This window comes from Collinsella sp. AM24-1, assembly GCF_003470325.1.
Lineage (GTDB): Bacteria > Actinomycetota > Coriobacteriia > Coriobacteriales > Coriobacteriaceae > Collinsella.
Genome location: NZ_QRHM01000012.1, coordinates 33,500 through 58,968, shown reverse-complemented (window position 1 = coordinate 58,968; position 25,469 = coordinate 33,500). Strand labels below are relative to the sequence as shown.

The window sequence follows — 25,469 nt, the reverse complement described above, 5'->3', positions numbered from 1 at the left end:
CCCCGCCCCCCCGCGCTTACGACATTAGTAGAAATTCTGGATCCGCTGCAGGTACATGACGGAATCGGGCAGACCGCCCTCGCCAAAGGTCTTCTCAATGTACTCGATCAGGCCCTTCATCTCGTCGCGCACAAAGCTCACGTTCATGGACTCAAACTTCTTGAGCACCTTGCGGGCGATGATGTAGTCCATGCCGCCCAGCTCGGTGCCGCCGCACGCCACGTACACGGGGATAAAGTCGTACATCTGCTTGATGATACGGTTACCAAAGGCCAGCTTAAAGCGGGTCTGCAGGTACTGGTCCAGCTTGTGCATCTTCTGGAGCAGCTCCTCGTCGATCACATACTCGACCTTGGCCTTTTGGAATAGATACTGCAGGTGATCGGCCGTCACGTGCACGCGCTCGTGCGGCTCGCACTCAAACGCGTCGGCGCGCTCGTTGAGCTCGATGGGGATTGCGCGGTCGTACACCTTGTCCGTGATGGTAAAGGTGGAGTCGTCGTTGTTGGCCGTGCCGATAAACCACAGGCTGTCGGGAATGGTGAGCTTGCCGTCGTGCAGGGCCTTGGGGTCGGCGGCCCACTGGGTGGGCACCAGGTCGAGCACCCATTCGTCGTGGCTGGGCATCTCGAGCACCGACAGGATCTCGGCAAAGTAGTACTCCACGCGGGCGAGGTTCATCTCGTCGAGCACGATCATGGACGGGTCCTGGCGAAGGCCCGCCTCATACACGGCGCGGAGGAACTCGGTCTCGTTAAAGCGCTTGGAAAACTCGTTGAAGTAGCCCAGCACCTCGGTGCGGTCGCGGAAGCTCGGCTGCACCGAAACGATGGTCGCGGGGTTGTCCAAGTAGCGGCTAAAGCTGTAGGGCAGCGACGTCTTACCGGTACCCGAGATGCCCTCCAGGATCAGCAGCTTGGAGGCGGCCATGCCGGCCACAAAGCGGCGGATGATCTCGGGCGTGTAGTAGAGCTTCATCTGGCTGCACGCAAACGCGCGGAAGCTGTCGACAAAGTCCTCCAGCGAGATGGCATCGTCGTAGACCGGCGATTCCCAGTCGCGGTACTTAAGGTCCACCAGGGACAGCTTGGGGAAGCGGTTGGCTTGGGCGATCTCTTTTTCCTCGGCAAGGGTCTTGGCCTCGACGGTCGCCTTGGCCATGGCGGCCGCGGCATCCTTGACGCCCGCACCGTCGAGCGCGAGCGACGCGTTGCCCGACATGACGGCCGTCGCCGCGGCGCCCTCGCCCGCAGCGGCACCCGTAGCGGCACCTGCGGCGGCGCCCACCACGTTACCCACCGTGGGCAGATGGTCGTCGGCCAGGGCCGAGGCGCCCACGTACGGAATCTGCTTGGTGCCGCCCATGGCATTGACCTTGAGCGCCAGCAGCTTGTTCTTCTCGTCCATGAGGTCGAGCACCTGCTTGTTCAGGCGGCCGATCTCGCGATAGAGCGCCTTGTTGGACGTGTCGTCGCGATGCAGGCGACGGTTGATGCGGTAGTGGTGGATCAGAACGGCCACGATCAGCACGGGGACCGCGATGAGCATGGCAAACAGAATGACCGCGCCGATCTTGCCCACCAGGTCAAACGTGGTGAAGTAGGTCATAAAGATGTTGAAGTACTCAACCCAGCCAAACACCAGCAGGTTAAGGATGGAGCTCACAACGGCAACGACGTTGTAGACGACCTTTGCCAGCAGCTCCCAGGCAAATCCCAGAAACTCACTCACCGTCGGTATCCTCCTGCTTGGTCGCGTTCATCGCCGCCTCGGCCTCGGCCTTCAGACGACGGGCCTCCTCGAGCTTGGCCTCGGCCTGGGCAAGCTGCTCGGCGGCGTTATCGGTCGTGACGGTAGTGTCGCCCTTGCCCTCGGCGTCCACGATGGCAGCCGCGGCAGCCAGGCGGTCCTCCTCGGCCATAGCGCGCTTGAGGTTCATGCCCACCACGATGAGGTGATACACCTGGTAGATAAAGAACAGCAGCATGGGCAGCACGATCACAATGAGGAAGCCCATGGAGCTGGACAGGAAGTCCATGACCTTGCCCATCTGCGGCAGCGCGAACACGTACTTGCCCACGATGTCGCCGTCGCTGATGATGTGCGAATCGGCCACGTCGTTGTTATCGCCCTTGGTGGTAAAGCTGCGCATGCCGTTGACCTCGTCGATGGCGGCGATGCGGTGCGTGTTGAGCGCGTACTCGTTGTCGATAATGGTGTGGAACGTCACGATGTCGCCCACCTCGAGCTTGGAGGTGTCGCACTTTTTGATGACGATGAGGTCGCCCTTGTTAAACGTGGGCGCCATGGAGTCGGACTGTACGGCGAGCGGGGTGAAGCCGGCGATGTCCGAGACGCTGCCGTCCTCGCGCGTGGCGAGCGTGGTAAACGCGTACAGGGCCGCCACCAGGATGATGATCCACATGACGACGCTCAGTGCGATGGATGCGGCTTTTTTGACAGATTGCATGATGTCCCTTACTACCGTGTCTGTTTAGGTCGTGCGCGGCCCGATGGCCGCCGTGCGTATCTACTGTTCCTCGATGCCCTCAAAGCGCATCGAAACCGAATAGTTAGCTCCCTTTAGCATATTAGTGCAATTTGGGTCCGTTCCCTCGAGCCATATGCGAACGGTTACCGGCTTGTCCGTATCTTTTATTAGGTCGAACATGTCGCTGGCCGCGTTCGCTGCTCCCGAGTCGAGCCCAAAGACGGTGGCCGCACCAGACGAGCCTCCGCCTCCGTTGGGGTTGTAGACCCAGGTGTGGCCGTCGGCGGTAAAGCTCATGCGCATGGCGCTGGCCATGCCCTGCGTGTCGGAGCTAAACCGCGTGCCGGACGCGCCGCCGTCGCCGTCCTGCCCGGTCAGGCGAACGCGCAGGTCCGTGCTGCTCATAAAGTGCAGCGTGAACTCCAGGTAGGCGCCGGTCGCGGGATCGGCGGTGGAGCCATCCTCGAAGGTAAAGGTCTGGTAATCGCTCGTGGTGACGGGCTTGAGCCTGGATGCATCGATGTCCACGCCCTTTTCGCTGGCGATGCGTGCCGAGATCTGGTCGAAGCCCAAGCTGTGCACGTACTCGTCAAACGCGGCATGCTCGTCCAGGTCAAAGCGCAGCGAGCCGTCGGCGTTAGCATCGATCATGAGCATTCTGGTCTTGGCGCTATCGGCGATGGAGAACCAGGCAAACGTTGCCATGGCTATCGCCACCAGGGCAAACAGCACCAGCACCACGGTGGTGGTGAGCTTGCGGCGCAGGTCGGTGTCGGCGGGGGCGGGAACGTTGGGCTTGCCGGTGGCGGGCGTACAGTTGGCGGCGGGTTGCTTACGCGTCATGGCTACTCACCGTCCAAGGTCGCAAAGAGCGCCAGGTGCAAGGTGCCCGGGTCTTGATGCAGGTAGTCGGCGCTATCGGGGTCGGTGCCCTCGATGTAGTAATAGATATCCAGACGATAGGTCTGGCCCAGCCCCAGCGTGGCAAGCGTGTTTTGCGGGCGCGTGGCCGTCTCGCTCGTGTCCAGCGTAAAGGCGGCGGGGTCCTGCGTCACGTTGGTACCGCAAGCGAGCTGGCCGTTTTGCCAGCCCAAAAGCATGCCCTCGGTATAGCCTGCCAGGCCCGCGGGGACGGTCGCGGGATGCTCGTCGCGATGGCCGCCGTCGGAGCTGTCGAGCTCAAAGATGTTGGCGGCAAGTACCTGGTTGCCGCTCGAGATCTTAATGCCCACACGGGCTGCGCGCAGCAGCTCGGCGTTGGCGTCCTGCGGGACCAGCGATTCGGCCAGATACAAGCTGACCTTACCCTTTACTTTGCTGGCGCCCGTTCCGGTAATGGTGGGGCGCAGATCGATCCAGCCGTGGTAGAACGCGGAGCCATTGTCTTTTGCCTGCTCAAATACCGTGGCATCGCCGGCCGAGTTGTTTTGCGCGCAGGCGGCAAAGCCGTTGAGGTCAAAGGTCGAGACTGGGTAGAGCGTCACGGCGCCATTCGCGCTGGAAGTCAGGGAAACGTCGCCCTGCTGCGACCAGCTGCCGCGATCGGCATCGCCCAGCTCTAGCACCAGCTTGGACGTGTCGCTGTGCACGCTCACCGAGTTGGTGTTGACCTTCATGTTGCTGGTAAACCAGGCGTAGGTCGCGGCGCCCAAAGTGGCGGCGAGCGCCACCATAACGAGCGCGATGTAGGCACGCGCGCGACGGGCGTGACGGCGGGCGGCGGCGCCCTCGAGGACCTGGCGATCGACGGACGCGCTGGAGGGGGCCGCGGAGCTAGCGCTCTGGGTTTTGGCCTTGCGGTTATCTGCTGGCATGTGCTTCTTGTCTTCCATGTCGCTTCGCCCCCCTTATGCCTTGGCCGCGGCAAAGGCAAGCTGCAGCACCACATCGCGAGCCTGAGCCTCGTCGATGCATTGGGCGTCGCAGCCTTCCATGTACACAACGTAGCGAACGCTTGCCACCTCGTTGGCGGCCAGCGTGCAGATGGGCGTGGCGCCTGCGCGCGCTGTGGGCGTGTCGCCGGCGCCGTCCATGCTGTAGGCGCTTATGGCGCGTGCGGGATCGGCGGTGTAGGTCCAGCCCGAGGCACCGGGCGCCACGGCCACGCCGTCTTGCGCGGTGGTACGCCTACTGGTGGCGCCCGAGGTGTTGCCCAGATCGTCGCAGGTAAAGATATGCGTTTGCGTGCCCGACTGAGTTGTAATGACCAGGCCCAGACGCAGCACGGCCAGCAGCTGCGGGTCGTTCGTCACGCTCATCTGGCCCTGATACAGGTACACGTTGAGCGCGCTATCGCTGCCCTTAAGGTACAGCGTGCCCGAAAGGGCGTAGTCGTCCAGCTGCGCGGTGCAGTCGGCGTAGTCGGTCGTGATGCCGGCGGCGTTTTGGAACGTGCCGCGCCAAAAGCGGGAAAGGTCTGCCGTCGAGATGGGATAGAGCGTCTTGTCGGCGGCGGCAAGCGTTGCCGTTGTGTCCCAGGGCCCGTTGGCCGAAAGGCCAATCTGCAGGTCGGACCCCTCGTCGCTTACCGTGTGCGCCACGGGCGTCACGTTGGTGAAGCGCGAGTTGCTAAACCAGGCGTATGTGGCCGCACTCAGGGCGGCTACCAGCACCAACATCCATGCGGCCGCGGCAACCATGCGACGGCGCGAGCTTAGGATGTCTTTGATGTTCGATGTACTCATGCCCCGGCCCCTTACGAACGCTTACCGGCAAAGCGCAGCGCCAGCGATTGCAAGCTGGTAGCAGCCAGGTTGTTGGTGCAGTCGGGGTCGCAGCCTTCCAGCCACACGTACACATCCACGCGCACAGGCGTGCTGCGGTTGGCGCCCTTGGCAGCGGCGGGCAGGCTGCAGATCTTGGTCGTGGCTTCCTTGAGGCTCACGATGCCGGTGTCTTCGTTGTAGTTGCAGAAGTTTGCGCTGGTCAGCTGGTCAAAATGCACCGTTGTTCCATCGGAGCGGGTGCTGTCGAGCACCAGGTGATTCTGCTCGTTCTCGCCGGCATCCTTGCCGTCGAGCGTGTTGTAGCGCGCTTGGGGATTGTGCTCGCCCGAAACCTCAAAAACGTACTGTCCCGTAACGGTGTCGCCCTGCCCCGGAGCATAGGTAACCAGGCCCACGCGCAGGGCGGTGGAGATGGGGTTTGCCGGGTCCTGCTCGGTAAAGTCGATGCCCGACAGGTACACGTCGGTCGCAGCCGAGTTGGTGGCCAGGTACAGGGAAGTCTTGTAGTAGTCGGAATGCTCGGCGGCGCCAAACATGCTGGCAAAGAGCGAGTCCTGGGTGGTTCCGCCGGTAAAGCCCGTTACCTTTTGAAAGCCGTTGAGCACGTTGTCGGTCGAGACGGGATCGAGCAGACCCGTAAAGCTCAGGCCGGCATTGGTTTTGTATTCGCCGTCGTACTCGTTGGAGATGAGGAAGGTCACGCCCGTGCCGGCGGCCATCTTGACATCGGTGATGTGGCGGTTGGCGTTGTAGATGTACCAGGCATACGTTACGGCTCCGGCAGCAACAAGGGCAACCAGCAACGTGGCGAGCATGCGATTGAACTGTTTTCGCAGCGAGCGCGCGTCCGACATGTCCCTCCCCCAGATGCCGCATCGTAAACTACCTGGACACCATTTGCCCATAATGGAGTTATTTTACGCGAATTTGCAGTTCATCGGGGGTACAAACGCGACTTTCCGCGTGCTGTTCGCGCTACATCGGGGACCGACAGGGTCGCAAGTTGCCGCTTTTTAAAAAATAGCTCTTGCCAGCGGGCGGGAGCTCCGTTATATTATTCCCTGCGCACTCGCGCACCCTTGATCGGGCGTTTAGCTCAGGGGGAGAGCGCTTCCCTGACACGGAAGAGGTCAGAAGTTCAAATCTTCTAACGCCCACCAAATGTTCGCAGCTCAGAGGCTTCGCCTCTGAGCTGTTTTGTTTTACACCGCCAAGCCAAGAGGGCGTCGCGGCACCCAAAGCCACCTCAACAGCGCCAGCGACCACACCAAGCGAGCCCAAAGTGGTCTCGACAACACCGGAGGCCACCCCAGCCAAGCCCAAAGTCGCCCAGATAACCCCAGCGAGCGCCCCGATCAGGCCAGAATGGGCCACGCAGCCATATCAGGGCGACCCCCGCAAATCGAAGGTGAATGGTTTCCCGCGAAGTGAACGAGCCAAAATGAACCCTCGGAGCATCGACACTTTTGGCGGCTCATTTCCTACGGTTTTGTCGTTAGAATCCTGCGGTTTTGGCGCCAAAAAGTGTGGATGCTTCGGGGGTCCAAAAACACTCGTTCACTTCACGGGAAACCATTCACCTTCAATACGGCGGCACCCCCTCCGCCGCCAAAGGCCCACTTACCAATGCTGATGCGCCTCAATAACGGTCTGCCAGAGCTTAAATCGCTTTGTCTCGACGCGCGTCCGCGCCAAATATCGCGCTTCCTCAGTCATGGGCTTGTAAAATATGGGCCGCTTGCGACGATGCAGCTTCCGTCGGATGCGTTCGCACAGGCGAACGAGCTTGTCGTAGTCGTTTGCCTGGTCTGTCGTCACCGTAAAGTACGCGACCCCATTGAGCATCTGCAGCTCGTTGCGGCGTTCGGCATCCTTGTGGATCTTCTCGCTTCCATCATGGATGGCGTCGCTGTCGTAGTCGACCAGCGCGGTAAGCACTTCGGGCAGCAAGCCTGCCCTTACTTTATCCAGGCCCACCTCTGCTTTCGCCGTTAGCGTTATGTCGGGCGTGCGCTCCAACACGCGCAGTTTGCGGTTGCGCCCATCGTTGTAACCGTCGCGGATAAAGTATTTCTTGTTCAGCTCGGCCTTGCCCAGCGCAAGCCCACCGCAATGTGCAGGCAACGACATAAACATGCAAAGCCCCGACTCCCTTGGAGACCGCGAGCCCTCCACCACATACGGAAGCAACGCCTTCGCCTTGGCGGCGCCTCTCACCTTTGACGCCCGGTCAAGGTACGCCGCAATGAGCTCCTTCGTCGTGAGCCTGCCGTCGCGCATGCCCCCATCCCTACTTGTCACCCCACCGGGCGCAAGGTTATCCAGCCGGTAGTCCGATGTCATGGCATAGCCGGCATAGATGGCCGCCGCATCGCCGTCGTGCGCGGCCTGCACAAACGCCAGCTCGGGAGAGCACACGTACGCATCCAGGTCGCCCATCCAGTGGCCCAGCGAGATAAACGAACCCGCGGGGAGCTCGTTGGTGCACAGGTGCGTCGCGACGTGCTTGGTCCGCCGACGGTCGGCGCGCGACGGCACCAGCAAATCCAGCGTTTGGATCCCCAGATCATAGCGATCGATAAACTCCTGTGCCTCCTGGTCACAGAGCGCACAGGCGCCTGCAATCGACACGACCTCTGGTTCCGAATCCCCAAAGCGCGGGTTCGGGATGTGCGCCAAGAGTGCCAGCGCAGCGTTATGTGAAACGATAAAGTACCCCATGGCGCGAAGATAGCACGCGCGTCGGCGGCGGCTCGCGACCCTGGCGAGTTTTCGGCAAACGACCAGCAGTTTTTTGCCGCAGCGCGCCCAAAGTGTTCATTCGTCGACGTCTAGCTGCAAATCCGTCAAGCTTTTGGCAAGGTTGCCGCTCAACTGACCAAAAGCTGACCATTTGCTTGCCCATTTACTTGACGGCACGCCCTCGCCAAAATGCTCCGCGACTTCTCGGACGGTCGAAATGCTCGTTTAGCGACCACGCACCCGCCGCTGGGGTATCCTTGGAGCACATGCACCGCAAGCCGCACAAAGGAGCCGCCATGCGCACCGAGCTCGATGTTCCCTTTTTGCACAAAGACGAGGCCAAAGCCCTGGGCGCCAAGTGGGACCGGATCAAAAAGATCTGGTACGTGCCCGATGGCGTCAACCCCGAGCCCTTTGCCGCGTGGCTGCCCGGCGTGAATCGCTCCGACCCCAGCGCGCCCTACATCTACCTGGTGCTGGGCAAGCGCGAATGCTGGAAGTGCCACGAGCAGACGACAGTCGCGGCCTTTGGCATTCCGTATCGGGTAGCCGAGGACTCGGGCAGCAAGGCTGCGCCCAGTGCCGCGCCCTCCATGGACGACACGGGCCACATCGCGATCGACACCACCCGCGCCAACGCCATAGCCATCGTCCCCGCGCTGGGCTGCGTGCCGGCCGAGATCCGCGACTACCTGCGCGAGCGCTGCGGCTTCAAGCCCGTAACGTCGTGCACCACCAAGACCGCATCGCTCTCCAGCACCTGCACCGCCTGCGGCGCGCTGCAAGGCAGCCATTACCTGTTCGAGGAGCCCACGTCGCCGTTTGCACTCACGGCCATCAACAAGCTGCCCGCGCTGGAGTTCGTGCGCGTGGAAGTCGCCGGCGTCTACGGCATCCCCGACAGTCAGGACAACTTTGACCAGGCGCTCTTCACCTGGGCACGCGACCACCACACCCAGTTCCACAAGACCCTGTGCGAGGGAATTTACCTGCAGGGCAAAACTCGAAAATCGAGTCCAGTTATCCTCGGAAATCGAGTGTGGAATTCCTCGAAAATCGAGTATGTGCAGGTAGATGAGTTGTCTGCTTGCAAGCTACAGTCCCAAAATCTGCTCCAGATAGCTCTTGTTGAACCAGAACGATTGCCTGGTCATCCAACGGCCATCCGGCAGCTCGTAGGCGTTCTTTGCGATATCACCAACCTCGGTTCCATCGGCGAATCTGTACGCGGCTTTCGACGTATGCGGGCGAACGTGAACGATTGGATTGTCGGCCATACCGGGCAGATTGTTGGTCACCTTGAGCTTTCCGCTTGCATCCCGATACGGATTGAGCTCAACGCCCTCGCGAATGACCTTTCGCGTCTCATCCCAGCAAGCCTTTGCGGGGCCTTCGATTTCGTTTGCCGGCATTGCCCAGAATAGGCAGCGGTCAAGGCGCCACTCCCCCTCGTGGTCCTCACGGAACACGACAAAGAAGAAACGGCTGGTCTCAAGGCGCGCACGAAAGGAAGACGTTTCCCAATCCTCGTTGATTAGTTGCTTAAACTCAAACGGAGGGAAAGACATTGCCTGCTCGATGTGCCCCCTCTTGTTAACGCGACAAGCGCGGACGTTAATCCCGGCCTTAACGAACTCCTCAGCGGCATTATTTTTTATACCGAGCATGCGATAAACGAGTGTTGTCCATTGCGCCTTGTTTCCCGTGTACTCCAGGCCGTACTGCTCTGCAATCTGGCGATCGGTTTCACCATAGTGGCGCTCGACAAGCGCAGTAACGAAGCTTTCGAAATCAATGGACTCATCGCCTGCCTGAACGATGCTCTCGCCAACGCGCGGGGCACCGAGCACATAGGTATGAAGCACGTAGTCCATATACGAGCGTTTGAGCGAAAAGGCCCGACGCTTCGCGCGACGGTGTTCAATCTCGCCCGTATCGGTATTGAGATACTCGTAATACTGGTCAACCCACATCGTCGCTTCGGTTGCGCCCTTTGTGCAGGCGCCCAAATAGGTAGTCATGCCCTCCGACAGCTCGTCCGCTCGACCATCCTGAATGTACGAAATGATCTTCTCGTAGTCGGCGCGAATGATTTTCATGTCCTCTTCGGGCAGACGAACCCTGACGGCACGCTCAATGCGCTGGTCATATTTGTCGATGGAGCGGTCGCGGCCGTAGTAAATCAGCAGGATATTGCTGAGCTTGGTCTTGAGATGCGAGCTATCGTAGTCGAGCGAAACGGGACGGTCGTAGGGGATCATCGTAAGGACGAGGCGCTCGCCGGCGGATTTGCGCCCATTTTTGAGCACGTCAAAGCACGTCGCCTTGAGCTCAACACCCGCTTCGGGAAAATCCGGTCGATCATCGCTGTTGGCCTTGTAGCCAAAGTATCGCTCCTCGATAAGAGTGCCCATGCCGCCCTTGTACTTCTTGGATCCAAAGTCCTTGGGCGCACTCTCCCCTTCCGGCGCAATACCGAGCTCGAGGATATCGCGAAACGTCATCCCGTCGAGATTGGCAGCATACCGCTCGATGCTAGAGGGGTCAGAAAAATCAGTATCGTCAAGCATACGCTTGAAATCGAGGTGCTTCTTGGACATAGGGTACCTCCGAACGTCGCAGTTAACCTCATGGTAGTTCAGGGCAGCATATTCCTCCATGAAATTGAGGTCTTGATCTTGTCCGCTCGATCGGTTATTGTTGTGAGCACCATAAACGGACACAGCAGCGATTGGAGAAACGTGTCTGAGATTAACATTGCCGAGCTTTTTGCGGGCGTCGGCGGATTTCGTCTGGGTCTTGAAGGTTATGCCGACCCGCGTCATCCCGAGTTTTACATGAAGCCCGCCGGCCCCTTCCATACCATTTGGGCCAACCAGTGGGAGCCGCCCGGAACCAAGTCCCGTCAGTTCGCAGCCCGTTGCTACATGGACCGCTTTGGCGAAGATTCCGTTGTCAACGAAGATATCAATAAGGTATTGGAGCAGGCTGAGGCCGGCGAGGTTGTAATCCCCGACGTGCAAATGGTCGTCGGTGGTTTCCCTTGCCAGGATTACTCTGTTGCACGCCCGCTCAATCAGGCACACGGTATCGAGGGCAAGAAGGGTGTCCTTTGGTGGGACATCTATCACTTCCTGGAGATGAAGAAGCCCCGCTTCGGTCTCTTTGAGAATGTTGACCGCTTGCTCAAGTCACCCGCATCTCAGCGCGGTCGCGACTTCGCCATCATCTTGAGCTGCCTCGCCGATCTCGATTACACCGTTGAATGGCGTGTAGTCAACTCAGCAGAATACGGTTTCCCCCAGCGCCGCAAGCGCGTTTATATCTTCTGCGAGAAGAACGCCGGCAAGGTCGATCTTGCCGATCGCATGCATAACGGCGTTATGGCAAAGGCCTTCCCCGGCATCTATCCCGACGAAATGGCCGAGCTCGATGTCTTGCCCGACCCTTATGAGAACTCGACTCGCTTTGGCGTTGGTCAAAAGACCTCGCAGTTCAAGAACGCCGGCGTCATGCAGGGCTGCCACGTTCTGACCTGCGACTTCGCAGAGGACTATCACGGCGAGCGCCGTGTGCTTGGCGATGTGCTTGTCGACGAGGCGAATGTTCCGGAACAGTTCTACATCTCTGACGAAAAGCTCCCCGACTGGCGCTACCTTAAGGGCAGCAAGCGCGAGGAGCGCACCAACAAAAAGACGGGCTTTACGTACACGTACTCCGAGGGAGCCATGAGCTTCCCGGATGCCACCGACAAGCCGAGCCGCACCATCCTCACCGGCGAAGGCGGCACGGGTGCCAGTCGCTTTAAGCATGTCATCGAATGCCCTGATGGTCGTTTCCGTCGTCTCGTTCCCGACGAGCTCGACCAGCTTCAGGGATTCCCGAAGGGCTGGACGGACACCGGCATGACCGATGGCCATCGAGCTTTTTGCATGGGTAACGCTCTGGTTACCGGCGTGCCTCACCGTATCGGCGAGGCTATGGTTGAGGTGTACGGGCTGTAGCCAAGCCGCTTTTTGCATTAACAAACGAGGGCCAGTTCGATTCTGAACTGGCCCTCGTCTTTTATCAAAGTTGCTAGCAGCGTTTACACTACTTTGAATCAGCTAAGATGCCGACCATGCTGACCGTTACGTCAAAGGTCGGGCTTCCTTCGCCCACATCGAGGCCAGACATATTCTGGCAATCGCTGTCGGTGCCTTCCATCCAAACGACAACTTTCATGTTCGTACCGTTGTAATCGACGCTCGAAGCGATCTTTTGCGCGTTGCCGCTCGGCTTAATGTAGACTTCGCCCGCTTTCGTGGCACCCCAGTTATTGCCGTTTTGATCGAGCAAATCAGTGCCAGAAAGGTGCAAATATATAGGAGCAACAACCTTGCTCAGAGATTTAGAGTCGACGCACGACCACCCTGCAACGGCAATCACATCGTTACCCGTATCGATTGTCGAGGGAGCAGTTGGCGCATAGACAACGCGCAGCTCGCCGTTGATTACAATGCCGACGCGCAGGCTGCCTTTGATTTTATCGAACCATTTCTGCGTGCCGCCATGCTGCGTAATCGTAATGGGCGAGCCGCTGCTCACGTCCAAATACACGTCGGCAGCACCCGTGTTCGCCACGGTATACAGCGTGTAATTCGCAGCGGTGAATGCATAGTAATCGTTGCCTTGAATGGTGTACTTGCCGGGAGCCCCACCCGAAATGGATGTGTCGACTTTTTGATAGGTGCTCACTTTAACGCCCTGCCAGCCTTGGGGAACGTACCAGTTTTTGGCATCGTTCGTCGATGACGGGCTAATCTCGTGACCGATTGCAGAAGCAACCGTGGAGGTGTCGGAGCCGTGGTCGGGCGTGTCACCCTCAACGATTTGGAGTACCATGCCATTCGCTTGAGCGGAAATGGTGCTGGTAGTCGCATGAACTCTACTATTCGTAACAAACCATGCGTAGGTAGTTGCAGAAAGCGCCACCGCTGAGACGACGACGGTCAGCGCCGCCCCGATAAGCTGAACCTTAAGCCTCTTTACTGAATCACGCATGCCCGTCGCCTCCCTTCGTTAAGAAAAGGGCAGGATCCCGGGCTGGGAGCCTGCCCATCACAAGCCATAAATCGTAGTTGCGATTACTTGTTGTCCGCAGTAGCAGTGAACGTAATGGTCACGGCATTGGTAGCAGTGAGTTTTTTGCCCTGAAGATTCTCGGTGGTTACGTTGGCATCCTTACCCTCATAGTAGAGATAAACCTTCAGCACCGTATCTTGATTGGCGGTAACGTTGCCATAGGAATCAAAATTATCGGAAGCGAGCTTCTTCTCAAATTTATCGCCCGCCGCGTTCAGGCCGTATACCTCCCATTTGTTTCCATCGGCACTAGTAACAAGAACGCGCAGGGCCTTCTTCAGGCTCGGGTCTTGAGTAGTGTCGGTAATACCCTCGATCTTTTCGACAAGAATATTAGAAAGGTTCTGGCCCTTTGAGCTGACATTGTAAACCTGCTCGAGAGCATATCCGCCCTTGATGGCGGCGTCAGTTGAACCTGCGTCCGCATCTCCGCCCTTGCACTCGAACAAACTGCCCTTAAGGGCGCCATTATTGAGCTCCTCACCATAACCGGACATCCAAATACCTTTTTTCGCCCCAGTTTCCTCGCCATAGGTAGCGGGGAAGAGCGACTTGGTGCCAACCCCAGTAGTGGCCGACGTGGCATCGGTGTCTTTCGCACCCGTCGTGCCATTCGCAATCGTCATAAACGCGGCGTTCGACTGAGCGGAGATCGTGCTCGTGGTGGCGTCGACCTTATTGTTCGTCACAAACCATGCGAACGTGGCAGAGCCCAGTGCTACGGCTGCTACCAGCACCATGGCGATGGCGGCGCCCATCTGCTTCTTTAATGCCTTGGTATCCATACGGACCCCTTTCTTTCCCCATTCATCCCAGATGACCCTCGAGAAGCCCGGAAGGGGAGCCCGCGCTTTCGTGTTGGATGTTGCTTGCCCATCCTTTAGACATGGAATTGAGAATACCATAATTCTTACGATTTCCTTATGAGTTTTCGGCAGCCTACATTCCGGCAGATTCATAGGTCTACCTCTGGTTATATGCGGTGCTACATGAACATCGTTTACCTTATTTGATCTCTCTCCCGCGCAGTCATAAGCCCCTCTTAAGCCTTGCGACCGCAGCGCCATGCCAACGCACACATTCGCCCTCCGCCGAGCTTCGCCCTAGCCCTTCCCCACCCGCTATACTGATGTAGCACGTGTAATTTCTGCCTGCTTGTGCGGGCTATTTGCCGGGAGGACTCTATGGCTGCCGCCAATCAACCCAAGGGAAGCGTTTCTACCGGATCGATTAAGCCGGTGACGCGCAAGGCCGTTCGCTGTCAGCGCGAAGTTGCCTGGCTGGTCACGCAAGCGGCCGGCAAGCTCGTCGCCACCACCGACGACGTCAATGCGCCCACGCCCAGCTTTGTACTGGCGACGGCGCTTTCGTACACCCGCGAGCAGGAGCAGGTCGCTCAGGACCGTGGCGCCGCGATCGACTACGATGCCGTCATGGGCCCCGACCTCGCGAGCTTTTGTGCGGCCGCGGGGCTGCCCGCAGCGCCCAACGCGCTTTCGAACGCGGGCTACATGTTCACGCTCTCGGGCGCGGATCTGATCCGCGACATCTATGGCTACTGCGGCGACCTGGGCGAGCGCATGGGAGATCCGGCGCAGGTCAAACCGGGTTACGCGATTAAGCTCGCGCTGCGACTGTTCTTGCTGGATGCCGCCACCGGCAACGGCACTACCTCCAAAGACAACGCCTCTGCATAGCAAAAGCGCCGGGCCAGAAAATCGATTCCGACCCGGCGCTTGTTCGTTCTACTTGTCCCCGTCCCCTGCGGGCGAGTTCTTCTGGTTGCGACGGTTACTCCAGGTCACGTTGTGCTCCTTGTAGTAATCGGGCGCCTCGTTGCCGCTCGCGCTAATGGGGTCGTTGCCAGTCAGGGTGTCGGCAATATCCTGCACAAACTTAATGAACAGGCTCGAATCGTCAGTCTCGGACGAATCGAAATCGAAACCGAACTCCACCGCGCCGCCGATAATCTTGTCCACGCACTCCGGGTCGTCGCCGTCCAGCCAAATGACCACGGTGTACTTGTCCACATCGCCCACGCGGAAGTTCTTGTGGCTGATGGTCGTCACTACATCTTTAGACGCAAATGGTTCGGTGTTGGGCTCGGGGTTGCCGTCGGCCGCAGCCGCCGCATAGGTGGTGGGCTCGCCATTGCGATACACCCTCACGCGCGCCGCCTTCTCCACGCCTTTGCTGGCGTTAACCACCTTGAGCTTGGCGCTGTAGCCCAGGTCGGTCTTGCCGGCGTTGCGGATATAGAAGGTGTACGCCACGTAGTTTTTGCCGTTGTGGCTGCCGTCGATGTCGTCCAAATTGTCGGGCAGGTCCTCGGCAGCGATATTGGTGCCGTTGTCCAAGGCGTCGGCGGCCAGGCGCGCAGTGGCGTTGTTAAAGTCGCCGTTGTCGGCAATGGCCACGCCGCGGCGGAACAGCTCCAGGCGGTTGAGGTTGATAGTGAAGTTGCCCATGTTTTCCTGCATAAACGACAGGGCGAATAGCACGCCAAAGGCAAGTGCCAGTACCACGAGGGCCTTTTGCAGTTTGTCCATGCGCAGCAGCGCCGCGCCGATGCGCTCCATGCGGCGCTTGGGCATATACATAGATACAACCGCGTCGGGGTCGATGTCGTCGAGGTCCTGGTCGGCCAGCGCCTGCTCCAGCTCCTCGATGCGCACCACGCCGCGCAGGTCGCGCTTGGGCTTGCGTTTGGGCTTGGGCTTGGATTTGCCGAAGCGCTTGCGGGAGGTGGGGTCGGTGCTGGGGGTGTCCTCGGGCTGACTCTCGGTCAAATCCTCAGTCATGCCCTCGGCCATGCCCTCAGCCAAATCCTCGGCAGCTTGATCTTTATTGTCGTTACGCTTGAACAGTGCCATGGCGATCAGATCTTATATTTGGCGCGGATGTAGCCGACGTATTCTTTGACGAGCTCGCGCTCCATGTCGTCGGCATAGCGGAACTGCAGGCCGCAGACGTTGCGGTACAGGCTGCCCTTGGGCGCGCGGCGCACCCAGCACACGATGCCCAGCTGCTCGGGCAGCTCGTGGCGCTCTCCCTGCAGGCGGATTGTGGGCATTTGCACGGACAGGGCCTCGCCCACGTCGGGATAATCGTTGAGGTAGACGGCCAGGCCGCCAGCCGAGACGTCGATGGTCATGGCGTCCTCGGGCTCGGGGGTCGGCGCGTTGTCGCGCTGGTAGGTCAGGCGCATGGCGACCTTAAAACGCTCGTCGCGGCGCTTAACGAAGGTGCGCTGCTCGGCGACTTTGCGCATTTTCCAGTAGGTGCGGATGCCCTTTTTCTCGACTGACTCGGGGTAGCCGGCGAGCACGAACGTTTCCTCGCCCACTTTGTATTGCAGCAGCAGCTTTTGGTTTTCGTCCATGAGCAGCGGCTTGCCGGCGAGCATGGGCGCGCTCATAAGAAAGTACGCGTCGTCCAGGTTCTCTTTGTACGTGGCGAGCATGTTGAAGTCGGTTTTTTGGCCCATGGGCACGTCGAATGCCACCTGCAGCTTGGTCCCCGGCGTTATCTGTTGCTCTGCCATGTTGTCTCCCCCAGTCGCGGGCGCCGATATCATCGTCGTGCGCGATGCACATTGGGCTATTGTAACTGCTTTGCTGGAGGTTTCGATGTGCAGCGCGTGAAATGGCGGGATGCAGGGCGCGGGTGAACGTGCAGCTGTTCCGCGCGCGGCATTAATCTGACAGCGATGCATGCCCCCGACAGTCCGTCTGTCTGTCTATCTCTCATTTATCTCTCAGCTTAGAGATGAGTGAGAGATGAGAGACAAAAATGCCGTTATCGGTTCAACCAAATCACGTTCGCGCAGGTAAACTCATGTATACGGGAACTTTGACTCGATCCCCTAGCCACCTTGCAGCATTGTTATCTCTCATATTTATCTCTCGTCTTTCTGTTATCTCTCGCATTAGTGACGAATGAGAGATGAGAGATGCGTGAGTGATGGACGAGTGTGATTTTTTGGACGGTCGGAAAATCCCTCAAATAAAAAACGGGGCCGGCCTTACGCCGAGCCCCGTTTTCAAACGGTCAGTTAGTTATCCAACGCGCGAGCATAGCAGTCAACATTACGCCGCCGCGAACACTCCCAAGCCCGTTCCGATGATGCAGATTGCGAAGATGCCCAAGATGATCCAAATGGTCTTGACGCCCTTTTTATAGAGGGCAACGCAAGCGAACGTTGCCAGCAAGGGCAGCAGACCGGGGAAGATCGAATCGAACAGATCCTGCAGGACAATCTCCGAACCACCCACGTCAAAGGTCAAAGCCGTGGACAGCGAGACCTGTGCCGCAATCATGGCGCCGATAACGGTCATTCCGAGAACACCGGCAGCATGCGTCATGCGAGACATAAGGTTGCTCTCTTCGGACTGCTGCAAAAACTTGGTTCCCAAGTCGTAACCCAGATGGGCGGCGACGATACGCGTTGCAAAGTTAATCACGGAGTAGATAAGCGCGTACACGATGGGGCCGAGCGGGTTGCCCGTCGAAGCGATGCCAATACCAATGCCGGCGGCAACCACGCGGAACGTACCCCAGTAGAACGAATCACCGATGCCGGAAAGCGGTCCCATAAGGCCGACCTTCATGGCGTTAATCGAGGACGTGTCGAAGTTCTTATCGGCAGCCGCCTGCTCTTCCATCGAAACCGTTAGGCCGGCTACAAACGGAAGCACATGAGGCGTGATGTTAAAGAACTCGGTATGGCGATCGAGCGCCGCATAGTAATCGTCGTCGTTGGGATAGATCTTTCGCAGGGGCTTCTGAATGGTGTACATGAAGCCCATTGCCATCATCTTGTCGTACGACTGCGAGCACTGGCTCGTAAACTGGCGAAGGAACATGCTCCGATACATATCGGGAGTCATAATCGCGTCCTTCTTGGCCTCTTTGAGGTCGGTGTTCTGGATAGCCATTAGAAGTCCTCCTCTTCATCTGCAGCAACCGTCTGCGGACCGGACGAGCCCTCGCGGAAGGCCAGGAGCAGCGCGACGCAAATGGCAGCTGCGGCGACGCCGACCACGTCCATCTTGAGGTAGATGACCATAATGAAGCCCAGGAACAGCCAGGGAAGGAGCTTGTTATCGCCCATGGTCCTGATAAGAAGAGCGAAGCCGATGCAGACCATGACGCCGGACGCAACGTTGAGGCCGTCCATCACAAACTGCGGAATCGCGCTGAGCGCATTGTTGATAAGGTCGGCACCAAAGAACAGCGAGCCAAACACCAGCAGTGCAGACGGAATGCCAATCGACAGCGGCACGATGGTCAGATGGTACAGATTCGCCTTGGCAAGATCGCGATTTGCCAGAGCGGTCTCAATCTTCTTGCAGGCAAAGGCACCCGGAACGGCGTAGCAGAAGTTGCGCCACACCTGAAGGAAGACGGAGACGGGAAGGGCGAGCGCGACGGCAGTTGCCGTGCCCGTACCCGTAATGACGGCAAACGCGCAGCCAAGCACGCCGGAGGCATAGACCTCGGGAGGAACCGCCGCGCCGACCATGATGGCGCCCATGAACATGGACTCCAAAGCAGCGCCGACGATAACGCCCTGCTGGACATCGCCAAGAATCAAGCCGACAAACAGGCTCGTAAACAGCGGACGACCAAGCATCGTAATGCCAAATAATTGCTCGTCCATGGACGCAATAAATGCGACCAGTGCAACTAGAAGATACTGGACAACCATTTCGATCAACCCCAGAAACAGGTCTGCAGGCGAGGCATTCTGCGCAGCTCGCCTGCAGACAACCGCAGCAATTTGAGAGGATTAGTAGTTCATCTGGTGATAGTAACGACGCGTGGTGAGCGGGTGGTTACGGACGTGCTCGAGATGGCAGCTCAGACGCTCGGTGATGGTGTAGGTGACCATCGGGGAAACGATCTTGCGGAACTCGGGGTCGCTGAACGGCAGCTCGACCTCGGCGGTGTCAAACTTGTTCACGCGGACGTTGACGCCCTTCTCGTCGGCGAGCATGTGAGTGAAGTTGTCCACGCGGTCCATGAGCTTACGGGTGTCATCCTCGCCGTAGAGCATGATGAGGCTCGTGCCTTCCTCGCACAGCTCGATGGTGCCGTGGAAGAACTCGGCGGCGTGGATGGACTTGGTCTTGATCCACTGCATCTCCTCGAGGATGCACATGGCGTAGTCGTAGGCCTCACCCCAGAGCATGCCGGAGCCAATCACCATGTGGTAATCGGTGTCCTTGAAGTCCTCGGCCATGGCGGCGCAGCGCTCGTCCTGAGCGTCCTTGGCCTTGATGAGGTACGGAGCGATGTTGCCGAACTCTTCCATGAAGGTGTCGTACTTGGGGAAGGCGCCGGCGTTCTTGAGGAAGCGGGCGACCAGCGTGATCTGGTAGGTGTAGATGGCCTCGCACAGAACGTCGTCCTCGGCGAAGCTGAAGAACTTGTAATCGGCGTACTCGGTGGCCGGGGTGTTGTCGTTGGAGACATACATCAGCGTGCGGGCGCCCTGCTCCTGGCAGAACTTGGCGGCCTCAATGATCTCGGGGGTGGTGCCGGTACGGGTGGAGAAGACGCAGACAGAATCCTTGTTGAAGGTCTTGGGCGGGCAGGCGAGGAACTCTGCGGCGATCTCGCAGTGGACATCGACGTCGGCCGTGGTGGTCTCGACCCAATACTTCATCGGGAGCGTGTGGGCCCAGGTGCCGCCGCAGCCGATGAAGAAGATGTTGGAATAACCCTGCTCGCAGACCTCGTCCACGGCAGCCTCAATCTGAGGACGGAGAGCGAGGGCATCGCTCACAACCTTCTCGTAACGAGGCTCATCGAAATTGAACATCCCTTACTCCTAACTCACTTGGATGAACCCTTCATTCATCCCATGACGTTATAATACTTTATATAACTAACTATGCAAGAACTATTTCAGATTTTTTTTGATTTTTCTTTAATAAAAAGCCCGCCGATCAAATGATCGACGGGCATAGGCATAGAGCATTGGTTCAATAAATGCCGAGCATCAACGTGTTTCCGGCTAGAAAACGTCCTTGGCAAACACCTTAGCGTCATTGGGGACCTGACGGATTTCGATGGCCACGCCATCGCCCAGGAGCTCTTGGATATGCTCGGCATCTTTCTCGGTCGCAAAGATCGCAGGGGTCGGATGAAGCGTGGTCTCAGGGGTCTTTCGGGTTCCGCCCAGATTGATCTCTTTGATGTCTTTGCAACCCTTAGCGAGACGATAGACATCTTCAATCGTCTCAGTGATGATAAACAGCGAATACTTGTCGGTAACGCCGCTGTTGAGCGCCTCGATAGCAGCGTCAACATCCTTGATGACGAGTTTAACGCCGTTGGGGCGGGCGAGCCTCAAGGCCGCCTTCCTCATGTCGTCTTTTGCCACAGCATCGCTGGCAAGCAAGATGCAATCTACATCCAAAGCGTGAGTCCAGGACATGGCAACTTGGCCGTGAATCAGTCGGTAATCAACTCTCGTAAGCTTAATCATCGTTATCATCTCCGCACGTGATAAAGGGAATGACAGGTGTGGCCCCTAGCTAGGGCTCGAACCAGAACTAACTAGAACTCTTCTTCCTCGGCGCCGGCAAGCATGTCCGCCGCCTCGCAAAGCTGAATAAACGAACGCGATCCCTCGACCGCGGCTTTGGCCTTGTCCGCATCCAGGGAGTCCATCTGTGTAACCATTTCCACCAGCAGCGGCAAGTTCATTCCAGCGATTAACGTAAACGATCCGTCGGTCTGCCTCTGAATGAATTCGTTGTTTACAGAGCCGCCAAAGATGTCAGTCACGACAAACCAAGAGTCGGCAGGGTCCCTCGTCTCCATCCATGCATCAATCAACGCCGCGACGTCCCTTGAATCGTCATCGACATAGGCGCACAGGCACTCGATTCGGTCGTTGGTGCCCATCAGAATCTCCAGAGAGCTTTTCATGCCTTGGGCGAGATAACCATGACTCGCTAGCAATATCTTATTCATAGTTCTCCAATACCAATAGGACGTACTATATTGTCATAACAAAGTATATTAGCAATCTACCCTACGTGGTGTGTCTATTTTCCAAATCCGCGAACGGTAACAATTGGTCGGTAAATCGACCAATCTATCGCTAATTTACAAATAGAATTTCAGTCGCTCGGTGCAGTACACCTGACGGGAGATGAAAAGCGGCTCGCCACTTGGGGCATAACGTCTATCGACAAACAGAAGCAGCGAAGAGTCCAGCTCCACGTTAAGGTATGCCGCCTCGAGCTCGCTCGCATAGCAGACCTCGAGCGTACGCGTGTTGGGACCCATCTTGATCCCCTGGCGATCGAGTACCGCCATCAGCGAATCATCGAGGGACTCATGCTCCAAAAAAGAAAGCGCAGCGGAATAGCTATTGGTTTCCAGCATCGTGGGCTTGCCATCCACAAGGCGCAGACGACGGCTACGCAATACCTTTTGGGTATCGTCTACGCCCAGGAACTTCGCGTCTCGCAGACTTGGGAAGTCCCAGCCCATTTCGAGAACCCTGGTAGACGCCTGTTTGCCCGCAAGCTGGCACGAATGGGTAAAGCTCTCACGGTCGTCCGCGGCATACATCTGCGTGTCCGACGAAACGAACGTGCCCTTGCCGCGGGCCCTCTCAACAAGCCCAGCATCTTCCATTTCTTTAATTGCGGAGCGAACCGTTATTCGGCTCACGCCAAATTGCTCGATAAGCTCCGCCTCGGTCGGAAGCTTATCTCCCGGGCGGTACGTGCCGTTGGCGATTGAATCAGAAAGCGCACGAACAATCTGTTTGTACAGGGGGATAACGCTATTTGCCTCAACCATATCAACCATACCTTTACAAGGAATCAGCAGCCTATAGATAAATGAATTATATTGTATTAGAACTTTTTAGCACTCCACGCCATTTCCTATAATGTTTTAGCAAACGAGGGGTTATTTTGCGTAAGCGGTGTAGAGTCCATCCATTTCCGCATACAGCTTCAATCTGATGGCGGTATATGCATCCGATAAGCCGATTGATTTTTATCTTATACCTGTCTCACATTCATCCCTCGTCGTAGAGATGAATGTGAGGTGAGAGATACGTACTTGACGCGCGAGCGTGGATATTTGGACGGTTTTTGGGCTTTTGGCGGCCGATTTCGTCCGAAAATCCACGCTCGTGCGGCAGACGTCCGAATTTCCACGCTCGTGTGCCAGAAAATCCACGCTCATCCGGCAGATTGGTCGAAGGCCCCATATGGGTATACTCTCGGAGATTCGACTCGATTCGCCCCCGTTGGGGCGTCAAAGGAGACTGCATATGTCCACTACCTCAACCGACCCGCGCGCCGCTGCCGCCGCGCTGCTGGTGCCCGGAACCACCTGCCACGGCTTTACCGTCGAACGCCGCGAGACCGTGCCCGAGCTCGACGCAGACGCTTACGTGCTGCGCCACACCGCCTCGGGCGCTCGCCTGCTGTACCTGGCGTGCGACGACGAAAACAAGGCCTTTGCCATTGGCTTTAAGACGCCGCCGGCCGATTCTACCGGCGTGTTCCATATTCTTGAGCACTCGGTGCTGTGCGGATCAGCCAAGTTTCCCGTCAAGGAGCCGTTTGTCGACCTGATCAAGAGCTCCATGCAGACGTTCCTCAACGCCATGACCTACCCCGACAAGACCATCTACCCCGTCGCCACCACCAACGAGCAGGATCTGTACAACCTGATGGACGTGTACCTGGACGCGGTGTTCAACCCGGCCATCTATACCAAGCCCACCATTTTTGAGCAGGAGGGCTGGCACTACGAGCTAGACCTGCCGGAGGGCGCCGAGGGCGAGGGCGGCGACAGCTCCGCGAGCCTGCGCGAGGGCACGCTGCGCTATAACGGCGTGGTGTTCAACGAGATGAAGGGCGCGCTGTCCGACCCCATGAGCGTGCTGGACGACGCCGTCAACGCCGCGCTCTACCCCGACACCGCCTATGCGCACGAGAGCGGCGGCGACCCGCGTGCGATCCCTGCGCTCACCTACGAGCAGTTCCTGGATACGCACGCGCGCCACTACAATCCTTCTAACTCCTACATCACGCTCTATGGCGACCTGGACGTGGACCGCGCACTGGCCTTTTTGGACGAGCGCTACCTGTCGCAGCCGAGCGCCGCGAGCCGCCGCATGGACGCAGCCGTCGCCGCCGGCGAGGACCCGTCCACGCTGGCGCCCAATCCGCTGGGCGTGCAGGCGTCCGTGACCTGCGAGTATAAGCGCGTCGAGATGGCCACCACACCCGAGAACGCCCTGGTGGGCCTAGGCCTTGTGCTGGGATCCGCGCTCGACCGCAAGCGCACGATCGCGGCGGACATTCTGTTCGAGGCGCTGCTGGGCTCCAACGAGGCACCGGTTAAGAAGGCCATTCTTGCCGCCGGCCTGGGCGGCAACGTAGCGAGCTACACCGCGGCCGAGAGCCTGCAGCCCTACGAGCTCATCATGCTGCAGAACGCGCAGCCCGGCGTGGCGCGCGAACTGCGTCGCGTGTTCCAGGACGCCTGCCGCGACCTGTGCGAGCACGGCGTTCCGCGTGAGCGCCTGGAAGCCATCATCAGCAGCAACGAATACGACCTGCGCCAGCGCGACTACGGCATTGCCGACGGCGTGGCCATTGCGTGCGACGCGCTGAGCACCTGGCTCTACGATGACGACGCCGCGACGTTGGCGCTCAAGTACGGCCCGGTGTACGAGGAGCTGCGCGGCGAGCTGGACGGCAGCTACTTTGAGGACCTGCTGCGCGAGCTCGTGCTGGAAAACGACCACATGGCGCTGGTCGAGCTGGTGCCGGTAGACGCCACCGAGGGTGCAGAGGGCGCCGAAGCTGCTGAGCTGGCAGCCAAGCGCGATGCCATGACCGATGCCGAGCTGGCGGACGTAGTCGAGCGCACAGCCGCGCTGCGTGCCGCGCAGGAGGCCGAGGACACGCCCGAGGCCAAGGCCACGCTGCCGCGCCTGCGCGTGTCCGACATTGGCGAGGCGCGCCCCGAGCCGCCGCTGGTCGTGGACACGACTGCGCCCATCCCCTGTCTGCGCCACGACATTCCCACCAACCGCCTGGCCTACGCCATGCAGTACTTCGACCTGAGTTGCGTCGCAGTTGAGGACCTGCCCTATGTGACGCTGCTCTGCCGCCTGCTCAAACAGCTGCCCACGAGCGAGCGCTCGGCCGAGGAACTCGACAACTTGCTCGCCAGCAAGCTGGGCTTTTTGAGCTTTACGACCGAGGTCATGACCCAGCCCGACGTGAACGGCGTGCGCCCCTACCTGCTGGTGAGCGCCGGCGCCCTGTCCGAGAAGATCGATGCGCTGGCGAGCCTGCCGCGCGAGGTGTGGTCGAGCACGCTTTTGCTCGATGCCGACGCCGACCGCGTGCGCGACGTGCTCACGCAGATTCGCATTGGGCTCGAGCAGGGCTTTATCAACAACGGTCACTCGGCGGCGCTCGGTCGCGCGATGAGCTACAGCTCGCCTTCGGCCGTGGTGCGCGAGCAGCTTTCGGGCGTTGATTTCTATCTGTTCCTGCGCGATCTGCTCGAGCACTTTGACGAGCGACTGGACGACCTGCGCGCCAAGCTTGCCGAGTTGGCAGGTCGTATCTTTGTGGTCGACGGCTGCATGGCGAGCTTTACCGGCAGCGACGAGGACTTTGACGCGTACTGGGATGCCGCGGGCGACCTGGGGCTGGGTGCGGGCGATGGTGCCGGCCGCGACGCGCTCGTGGTGCCGGCGCCGTGCGACCGCCACGAGGCTTTCGTGATCCCCAGCGACATCTGCTTTGCGGCAAGCGCGTGCGACCCGCGTCGCTTGGGGCTTGACGTGACAGGCACTTGGGCCGTGGCTGCCAACGCGCTCTCCTACGATTACCTGTGGAACGAGATTCGCGTGAAGGGCGGTGCATACGGCTGCGGATTCCGCGCAGCCGGCGAGCGCCAGACGGCGTTCTACACCTACCGCGACCCGGCGATTGACCCTTCGATTGAGCGCGTGGAGCGTGCAGGCGCATGGCTTGGCCGCTTTGAGCCCGACGAGGCCGCCTTTGAGGGCTTTATCGTGAGCTGCGTGAGCGGCATGGACGCGCCGGTGAAGCCCTATGCGCTCACCAAGCGCCGCAACACGACCTACCTGGCCGGGCTCGATCCGCATGCGCGCGAGGAGCGTCGCGCCCAGATGCTCGCCGCCACGCCCGGTGAGCTGCGCTCGCTCGGCACCGACGTAACGCGCATCGCAGCCGAGTCGCCCACCTGCGTCTTTGGCGGCCGAGACGTCATCGCCAAGAGCAACGCCGGCTTTAACGTAGTCGACCTGATGGGCTAACCACAGCAAGCAAAACCACTACAAAGGGAACAGGCCCCTT

21 protein-coding genes, 1 tRNA gene and 1 pseudogene are annotated in these 25,469 nt (G+C 59.1%); 5 read left to right on the top strand and 18 right to left on the bottom strand.

All coding sequences use genetic code 11. The features are described from left to right. Positions 1–24 precede the first annotated feature (24 nt). The 6 genes from DW661_RS06185 to DW661_RS06160 are packed head-to-tail and all read right to left on the bottom strand — an operon-like array spanning position 25 to position 6,071. Positions 25–1,731: a hypothetical protein gene (locus tag DW661_RS06185; protein WP_117776665.1), complete on the bottom strand. Its 1,707-nt coding sequence runs from the start codon at positions 1,729–1,731 to the stop codon at positions 25–27. Beyond that, positions 1,724–2,470 carry a signal peptidase I gene (locus DW661_RS06180; RefSeq protein WP_118935037.1) on the bottom strand — a complete coding sequence of 249 codons (747 nt, stop codon included), beginning with the start codon at positions 2,468–2,470 and terminating at the stop codon, positions 1,724–1,726. The genes DW661_RS06185 and DW661_RS06180 overlap by 8 nt, the downstream gene beginning before the upstream one ends. A gap of 60 nt (positions 2,471–2,530) precedes the next feature. Next, the gene (locus DW661_RS06175; RefSeq protein WP_118935036.1) at positions 2,531–3,334 is read right to left on the bottom strand and encodes a hypothetical protein; all 804 of its coding nucleotides are present in this window, start codon (positions 3,332–3,334) and stop codon (positions 2,531–2,533) included. A 2-nt stretch (positions 3,335–3,336) separates the two neighbouring features. Then, positions 3,337–4,323: a hypothetical protein gene (locus DW661_RS06170; protein ID WP_117629011.1), complete on the bottom strand. Its 987-nt coding sequence runs from the start codon at positions 4,321–4,323 to the stop codon at positions 3,337–3,339. A 15-nt stretch (positions 4,324–4,338) separates the two neighbouring features. Then, complete coding sequence (locus DW661_RS06165) at positions 4,339–5,175, bottom strand: hypothetical protein (RefSeq protein ID WP_118935034.1); 837 nt, start codon at positions 5,173–5,175, stop codon at positions 4,339–4,341. Positions 5,176–5,186: 11 nt separating this feature from the next. After that, on the bottom strand, positions 5,187–6,071 hold the full coding sequence (locus DW661_RS06160; RefSeq protein WP_118935032.1) for a hypothetical protein: 885 nt from the start codon (positions 6,069–6,071) through the stop codon (positions 5,187–5,189). Between the two features lie 231 nt (positions 6,072–6,302). Between DW661_RS06160 and DW661_RS06155 the strand changes: the two genes are divergently transcribed. After that, positions 6,303–6,377: transfer RNA gene (locus DW661_RS06155), tRNA-Val, on the top strand. A gap of 460 nt (positions 6,378–6,837) precedes the next feature. Here the strand turns inward: DW661_RS06155 and DW661_RS06150 are convergent. Continuing rightward, on the bottom strand, positions 6,838–7,938 hold the full coding sequence (locus tag DW661_RS06150; protein ID WP_118935030.1) for a hypothetical protein: 1,101 nt from the start codon (positions 7,936–7,938) through the stop codon (positions 6,838–6,840). Positions 7,939–8,225: 287 nt separating this feature from the next. Between DW661_RS06150 and DW661_RS10450 the strand changes: the two are divergent. Further along, positions 8,226–8,378, top strand: a pseudogene (locus DW661_RS10450) (DUF5710 domain-containing protein); the annotation flags it as partial. A gap of 675 nt (positions 8,379–9,053) precedes the next feature. Here DW661_RS10450 and DW661_RS06140 read toward each other — a convergent pair. Beyond that, entirely contained in the window at positions 9,054–10,559 is a 1,506-nt protein-coding gene (locus DW661_RS06140) for a Sau3AI family type II restriction endonuclease (RefSeq protein ID WP_158568422.1), read from the bottom strand. A gap of 141 nt (positions 10,560–10,700) precedes the next feature. Here DW661_RS06140 and dcm point away from each other — a divergent pair, with 141 nt between their 5' ends. Continuing rightward, positions 10,701–11,963 carry a DNA (cytosine-5-)-methyltransferase gene (dcm, locus tag DW661_RS06135; RefSeq protein WP_233547463.1) on the top strand — a complete coding sequence of 421 codons (1,263 nt, stop codon included), beginning with the start codon at positions 10,701–10,703 and terminating at the stop codon, positions 11,961–11,963. 88 nt (positions 11,964–12,051) lie between these two features. Here dcm and DW661_RS06130 read toward each other — a convergent pair whose 3' ends face one another. Further along, complete coding sequence (locus tag DW661_RS06130; RefSeq protein ID WP_147356427.1) at positions 12,052–13,002, bottom strand: hypothetical protein; 951 nt, start codon at positions 13,000–13,002, stop codon at positions 12,052–12,054. Positions 13,003–13,085: 83 nt separating this feature from the next. Then, positions 13,086–13,868 carry a hypothetical protein gene (locus DW661_RS06125; protein WP_118935021.1) on the bottom strand — a complete coding sequence of 261 codons (783 nt, stop codon included), beginning with the start codon at positions 13,866–13,868 and terminating at the stop codon, positions 13,086–13,088. Between the two features lie 399 nt (positions 13,869–14,267). Here DW661_RS06125 and DW661_RS06120 point away from each other — a divergent pair, with 399 nt between their 5' ends. Further along, a complete protein-coding gene (locus DW661_RS06120) occupies positions 14,268–14,780 on the top strand; it encodes a hypothetical protein (protein ID WP_118935019.1) in 513 nt (170 codons plus the stop codon). A 48-nt stretch (positions 14,781–14,828) separates the two neighbouring features. On the opposite strand, the gene DW661_RS06115 is transcribed toward DW661_RS06120, so the two are convergent. The 8 genes from DW661_RS06115 to DW661_RS06080 form a co-directional block, all read right to left on the bottom strand. Next, positions 14,829–15,956, bottom strand: coding sequence for a hypothetical protein (locus DW661_RS06115; protein WP_118935017.1), 1,128 nt, complete (start codon positions 15,954–15,956; stop codon positions 14,829–14,831). A gap of 5 nt (positions 15,957–15,961) precedes the next feature. Beyond that, a complete protein-coding gene (locus tag DW661_RS06110; protein WP_158568421.1) occupies positions 15,962–16,627 on the bottom strand; it encodes a PilZ domain-containing protein in 666 nt (221 codons plus the stop codon). Positions 16,628–17,171: 544 nt separating this feature from the next. Beyond that, positions 17,172–18,020 (bottom strand): PTS system mannose/fructose/sorbose family transporter subunit IID, encoded by an 849-nt coding sequence (locus DW661_RS06105; RefSeq protein ID WP_192924133.1) that lies wholly within the window; start codon positions 18,018–18,020, stop codon positions 17,172–17,174. Beyond that, entirely contained in the window at positions 18,020–18,793 is a 774-nt protein-coding gene (locus DW661_RS06100) for a PTS sugar transporter subunit IIC (RefSeq protein ID WP_117716592.1), read from the bottom strand. Before DW661_RS06100 ends, DW661_RS06105 begins: the two co-directional genes overlap by 1 nt. Before the next feature lie 81 nt (positions 18,794–18,874). After that, positions 18,875–19,909, bottom strand: a complete 1,035-nt coding sequence (locus tag DW661_RS06095) for an SIS domain-containing protein (RefSeq protein ID WP_117640663.1) — start codon at positions 19,907–19,909, stop codon at positions 18,875–18,877. Positions 19,910–20,104: 195 nt separating this feature from the next. Continuing rightward, entirely contained in the window at positions 20,105–20,578 is a 474-nt protein-coding gene (locus DW661_RS06090) for a PTS sugar transporter subunit IIB (RefSeq protein ID WP_117634363.1), read from the bottom strand. A gap of 71 nt (positions 20,579–20,649) precedes the next feature. Beyond that, positions 20,650–21,069, bottom strand: a complete 420-nt coding sequence (locus DW661_RS06085) for a PTS sugar transporter subunit IIA (protein WP_117634365.1) — start codon at positions 21,067–21,069, stop codon at positions 20,650–20,652. A gap of 135 nt (positions 21,070–21,204) precedes the next feature. Next, positions 21,205–21,909, bottom strand: coding sequence for a GntR family transcriptional regulator (locus DW661_RS06080; protein WP_117563729.1), 705 nt, complete (start codon positions 21,907–21,909; stop codon positions 21,205–21,207). Between the two features lie 481 nt (positions 21,910–22,390). Between DW661_RS06080 and DW661_RS06075 the strand changes: the two genes are divergently transcribed. Further along, positions 22,391–25,429, top strand: a complete 3,039-nt coding sequence (locus DW661_RS06075; protein ID WP_118935013.1) for an insulinase family protein — start codon at positions 22,391–22,393, stop codon at positions 25,427–25,429. Positions 25,430–25,469 lie beyond the last annotated feature (40 nt).

Coding starts and splice junctions, on each gene's coding strand:
- DW661_RS06175 (WP_118935036.1), bottom strand. CDS start 3,334: ATGACGCGTAAGCAACCCGCCGCCAACTGTACGCCCGCCACCGGCAAG.
- DW661_RS06115 (WP_118935017.1), bottom strand. CDS start 15,956: ATGGCACTGTTCAAGCGTAACGACAATAAAGATCAAGCTGCCGAGGAT.
- DW661_RS06120 (WP_118935019.1), top strand. CDS start 14,268: ATGGCTGCCGCCAATCAACCCAAGGGAAGCGTTTCTACCGGATCGATT.
- DW661_RS06100 (WP_117716592.1), bottom strand. CDS start 18,793: ATGGTTGTCCAGTATCTTCTAGTTGCACTGGTCGCATTTATTGCGTCC.
- DW661_RS06090 (WP_117634363.1), bottom strand. CDS start 20,578: ATGATTAAGCTTACGAGAGTTGATTACCGACTGATTCACGGCCAAGTT.
- DW661_RS06095 (WP_117640663.1), bottom strand. CDS start 19,909: ATGTTCAATTTCGATGAGCCTCGTTACGAGAAGGTTGTGAGCGATGCC.
- DW661_RS06140 (WP_158568422.1), bottom strand. CDS start 10,559: ATGTCCAAGAAGCACCTCGATTTCAAGCGTATGCTTGACGATACTGAT.
- DW661_RS06165 (WP_118935034.1), bottom strand. CDS start 5,175: ATGAGTACATCGAACATCAAAGACATCCTAAGCTCGCGCCGTCGCATG.
- DW661_RS06160 (WP_118935032.1), bottom strand. CDS start 6,071: ATGTCGGACGCGCGCTCGCTGCGAAAACAGTTCAATCGCATGCTCGCC.
- DW661_RS06130 (WP_147356427.1), bottom strand. CDS start 13,002: ATGCGTGATTCAGTAAAGAGGCTTAAGGTTCAGCTTATCGGGGCGGCG.
- DW661_RS06170 (WP_117629011.1), bottom strand. CDS start 4,323: ATGGAAGACAAGAAGCACATGCCAGCAGATAACCGCAAGGCCAAAACC.
- DW661_RS06085 (WP_117634365.1), bottom strand. CDS start 21,069: ATGAATAAGATATTGCTAGCGAGTCATGGTTATCTCGCCCAAGGCATG.
- DW661_RS06180 (WP_118935037.1), bottom strand. CDS start 2,470: ATGCAATCTGTCAAAAAAGCCGCATCCATCGCACTGAGCGTCGTCATG.
- DW661_RS06110 (WP_158568421.1), bottom strand. CDS start 16,627: ATGGCAGAGCAACAGATAACGCCGGGGACCAAGCTGCAGGTGGCATTC.
- DW661_RS06105 (WP_192924133.1), bottom strand. CDS start 18,020: ATGGCTATCCAGAACACCGACCTCAAAGAGGCCAAGAAGGACGCGATT.
- DW661_RS06075 (WP_118935013.1), top strand. CDS start 22,391: ATGTCCACTACCTCAACCGACCCGCGCGCCGCTGCCGCCGCGCTGCTG.
- DW661_RS06125 (WP_118935021.1), bottom strand. CDS start 13,868: ATGGATACCAAGGCATTAAAGAAGCAGATGGGCGCCGCCATCGCCATG.
- DW661_RS06150 (WP_118935030.1), bottom strand. CDS start 7,938: ATGGGGTACTTTATCGTTTCACATAACGCTGCGCTGGCACTCTTGGCG.
- DW661_RS06080 (WP_117563729.1), bottom strand. CDS start 21,909: ATGGTTGAGGCAAATAGCGTTATCCCCCTGTACAAACAGATTGTTCGT.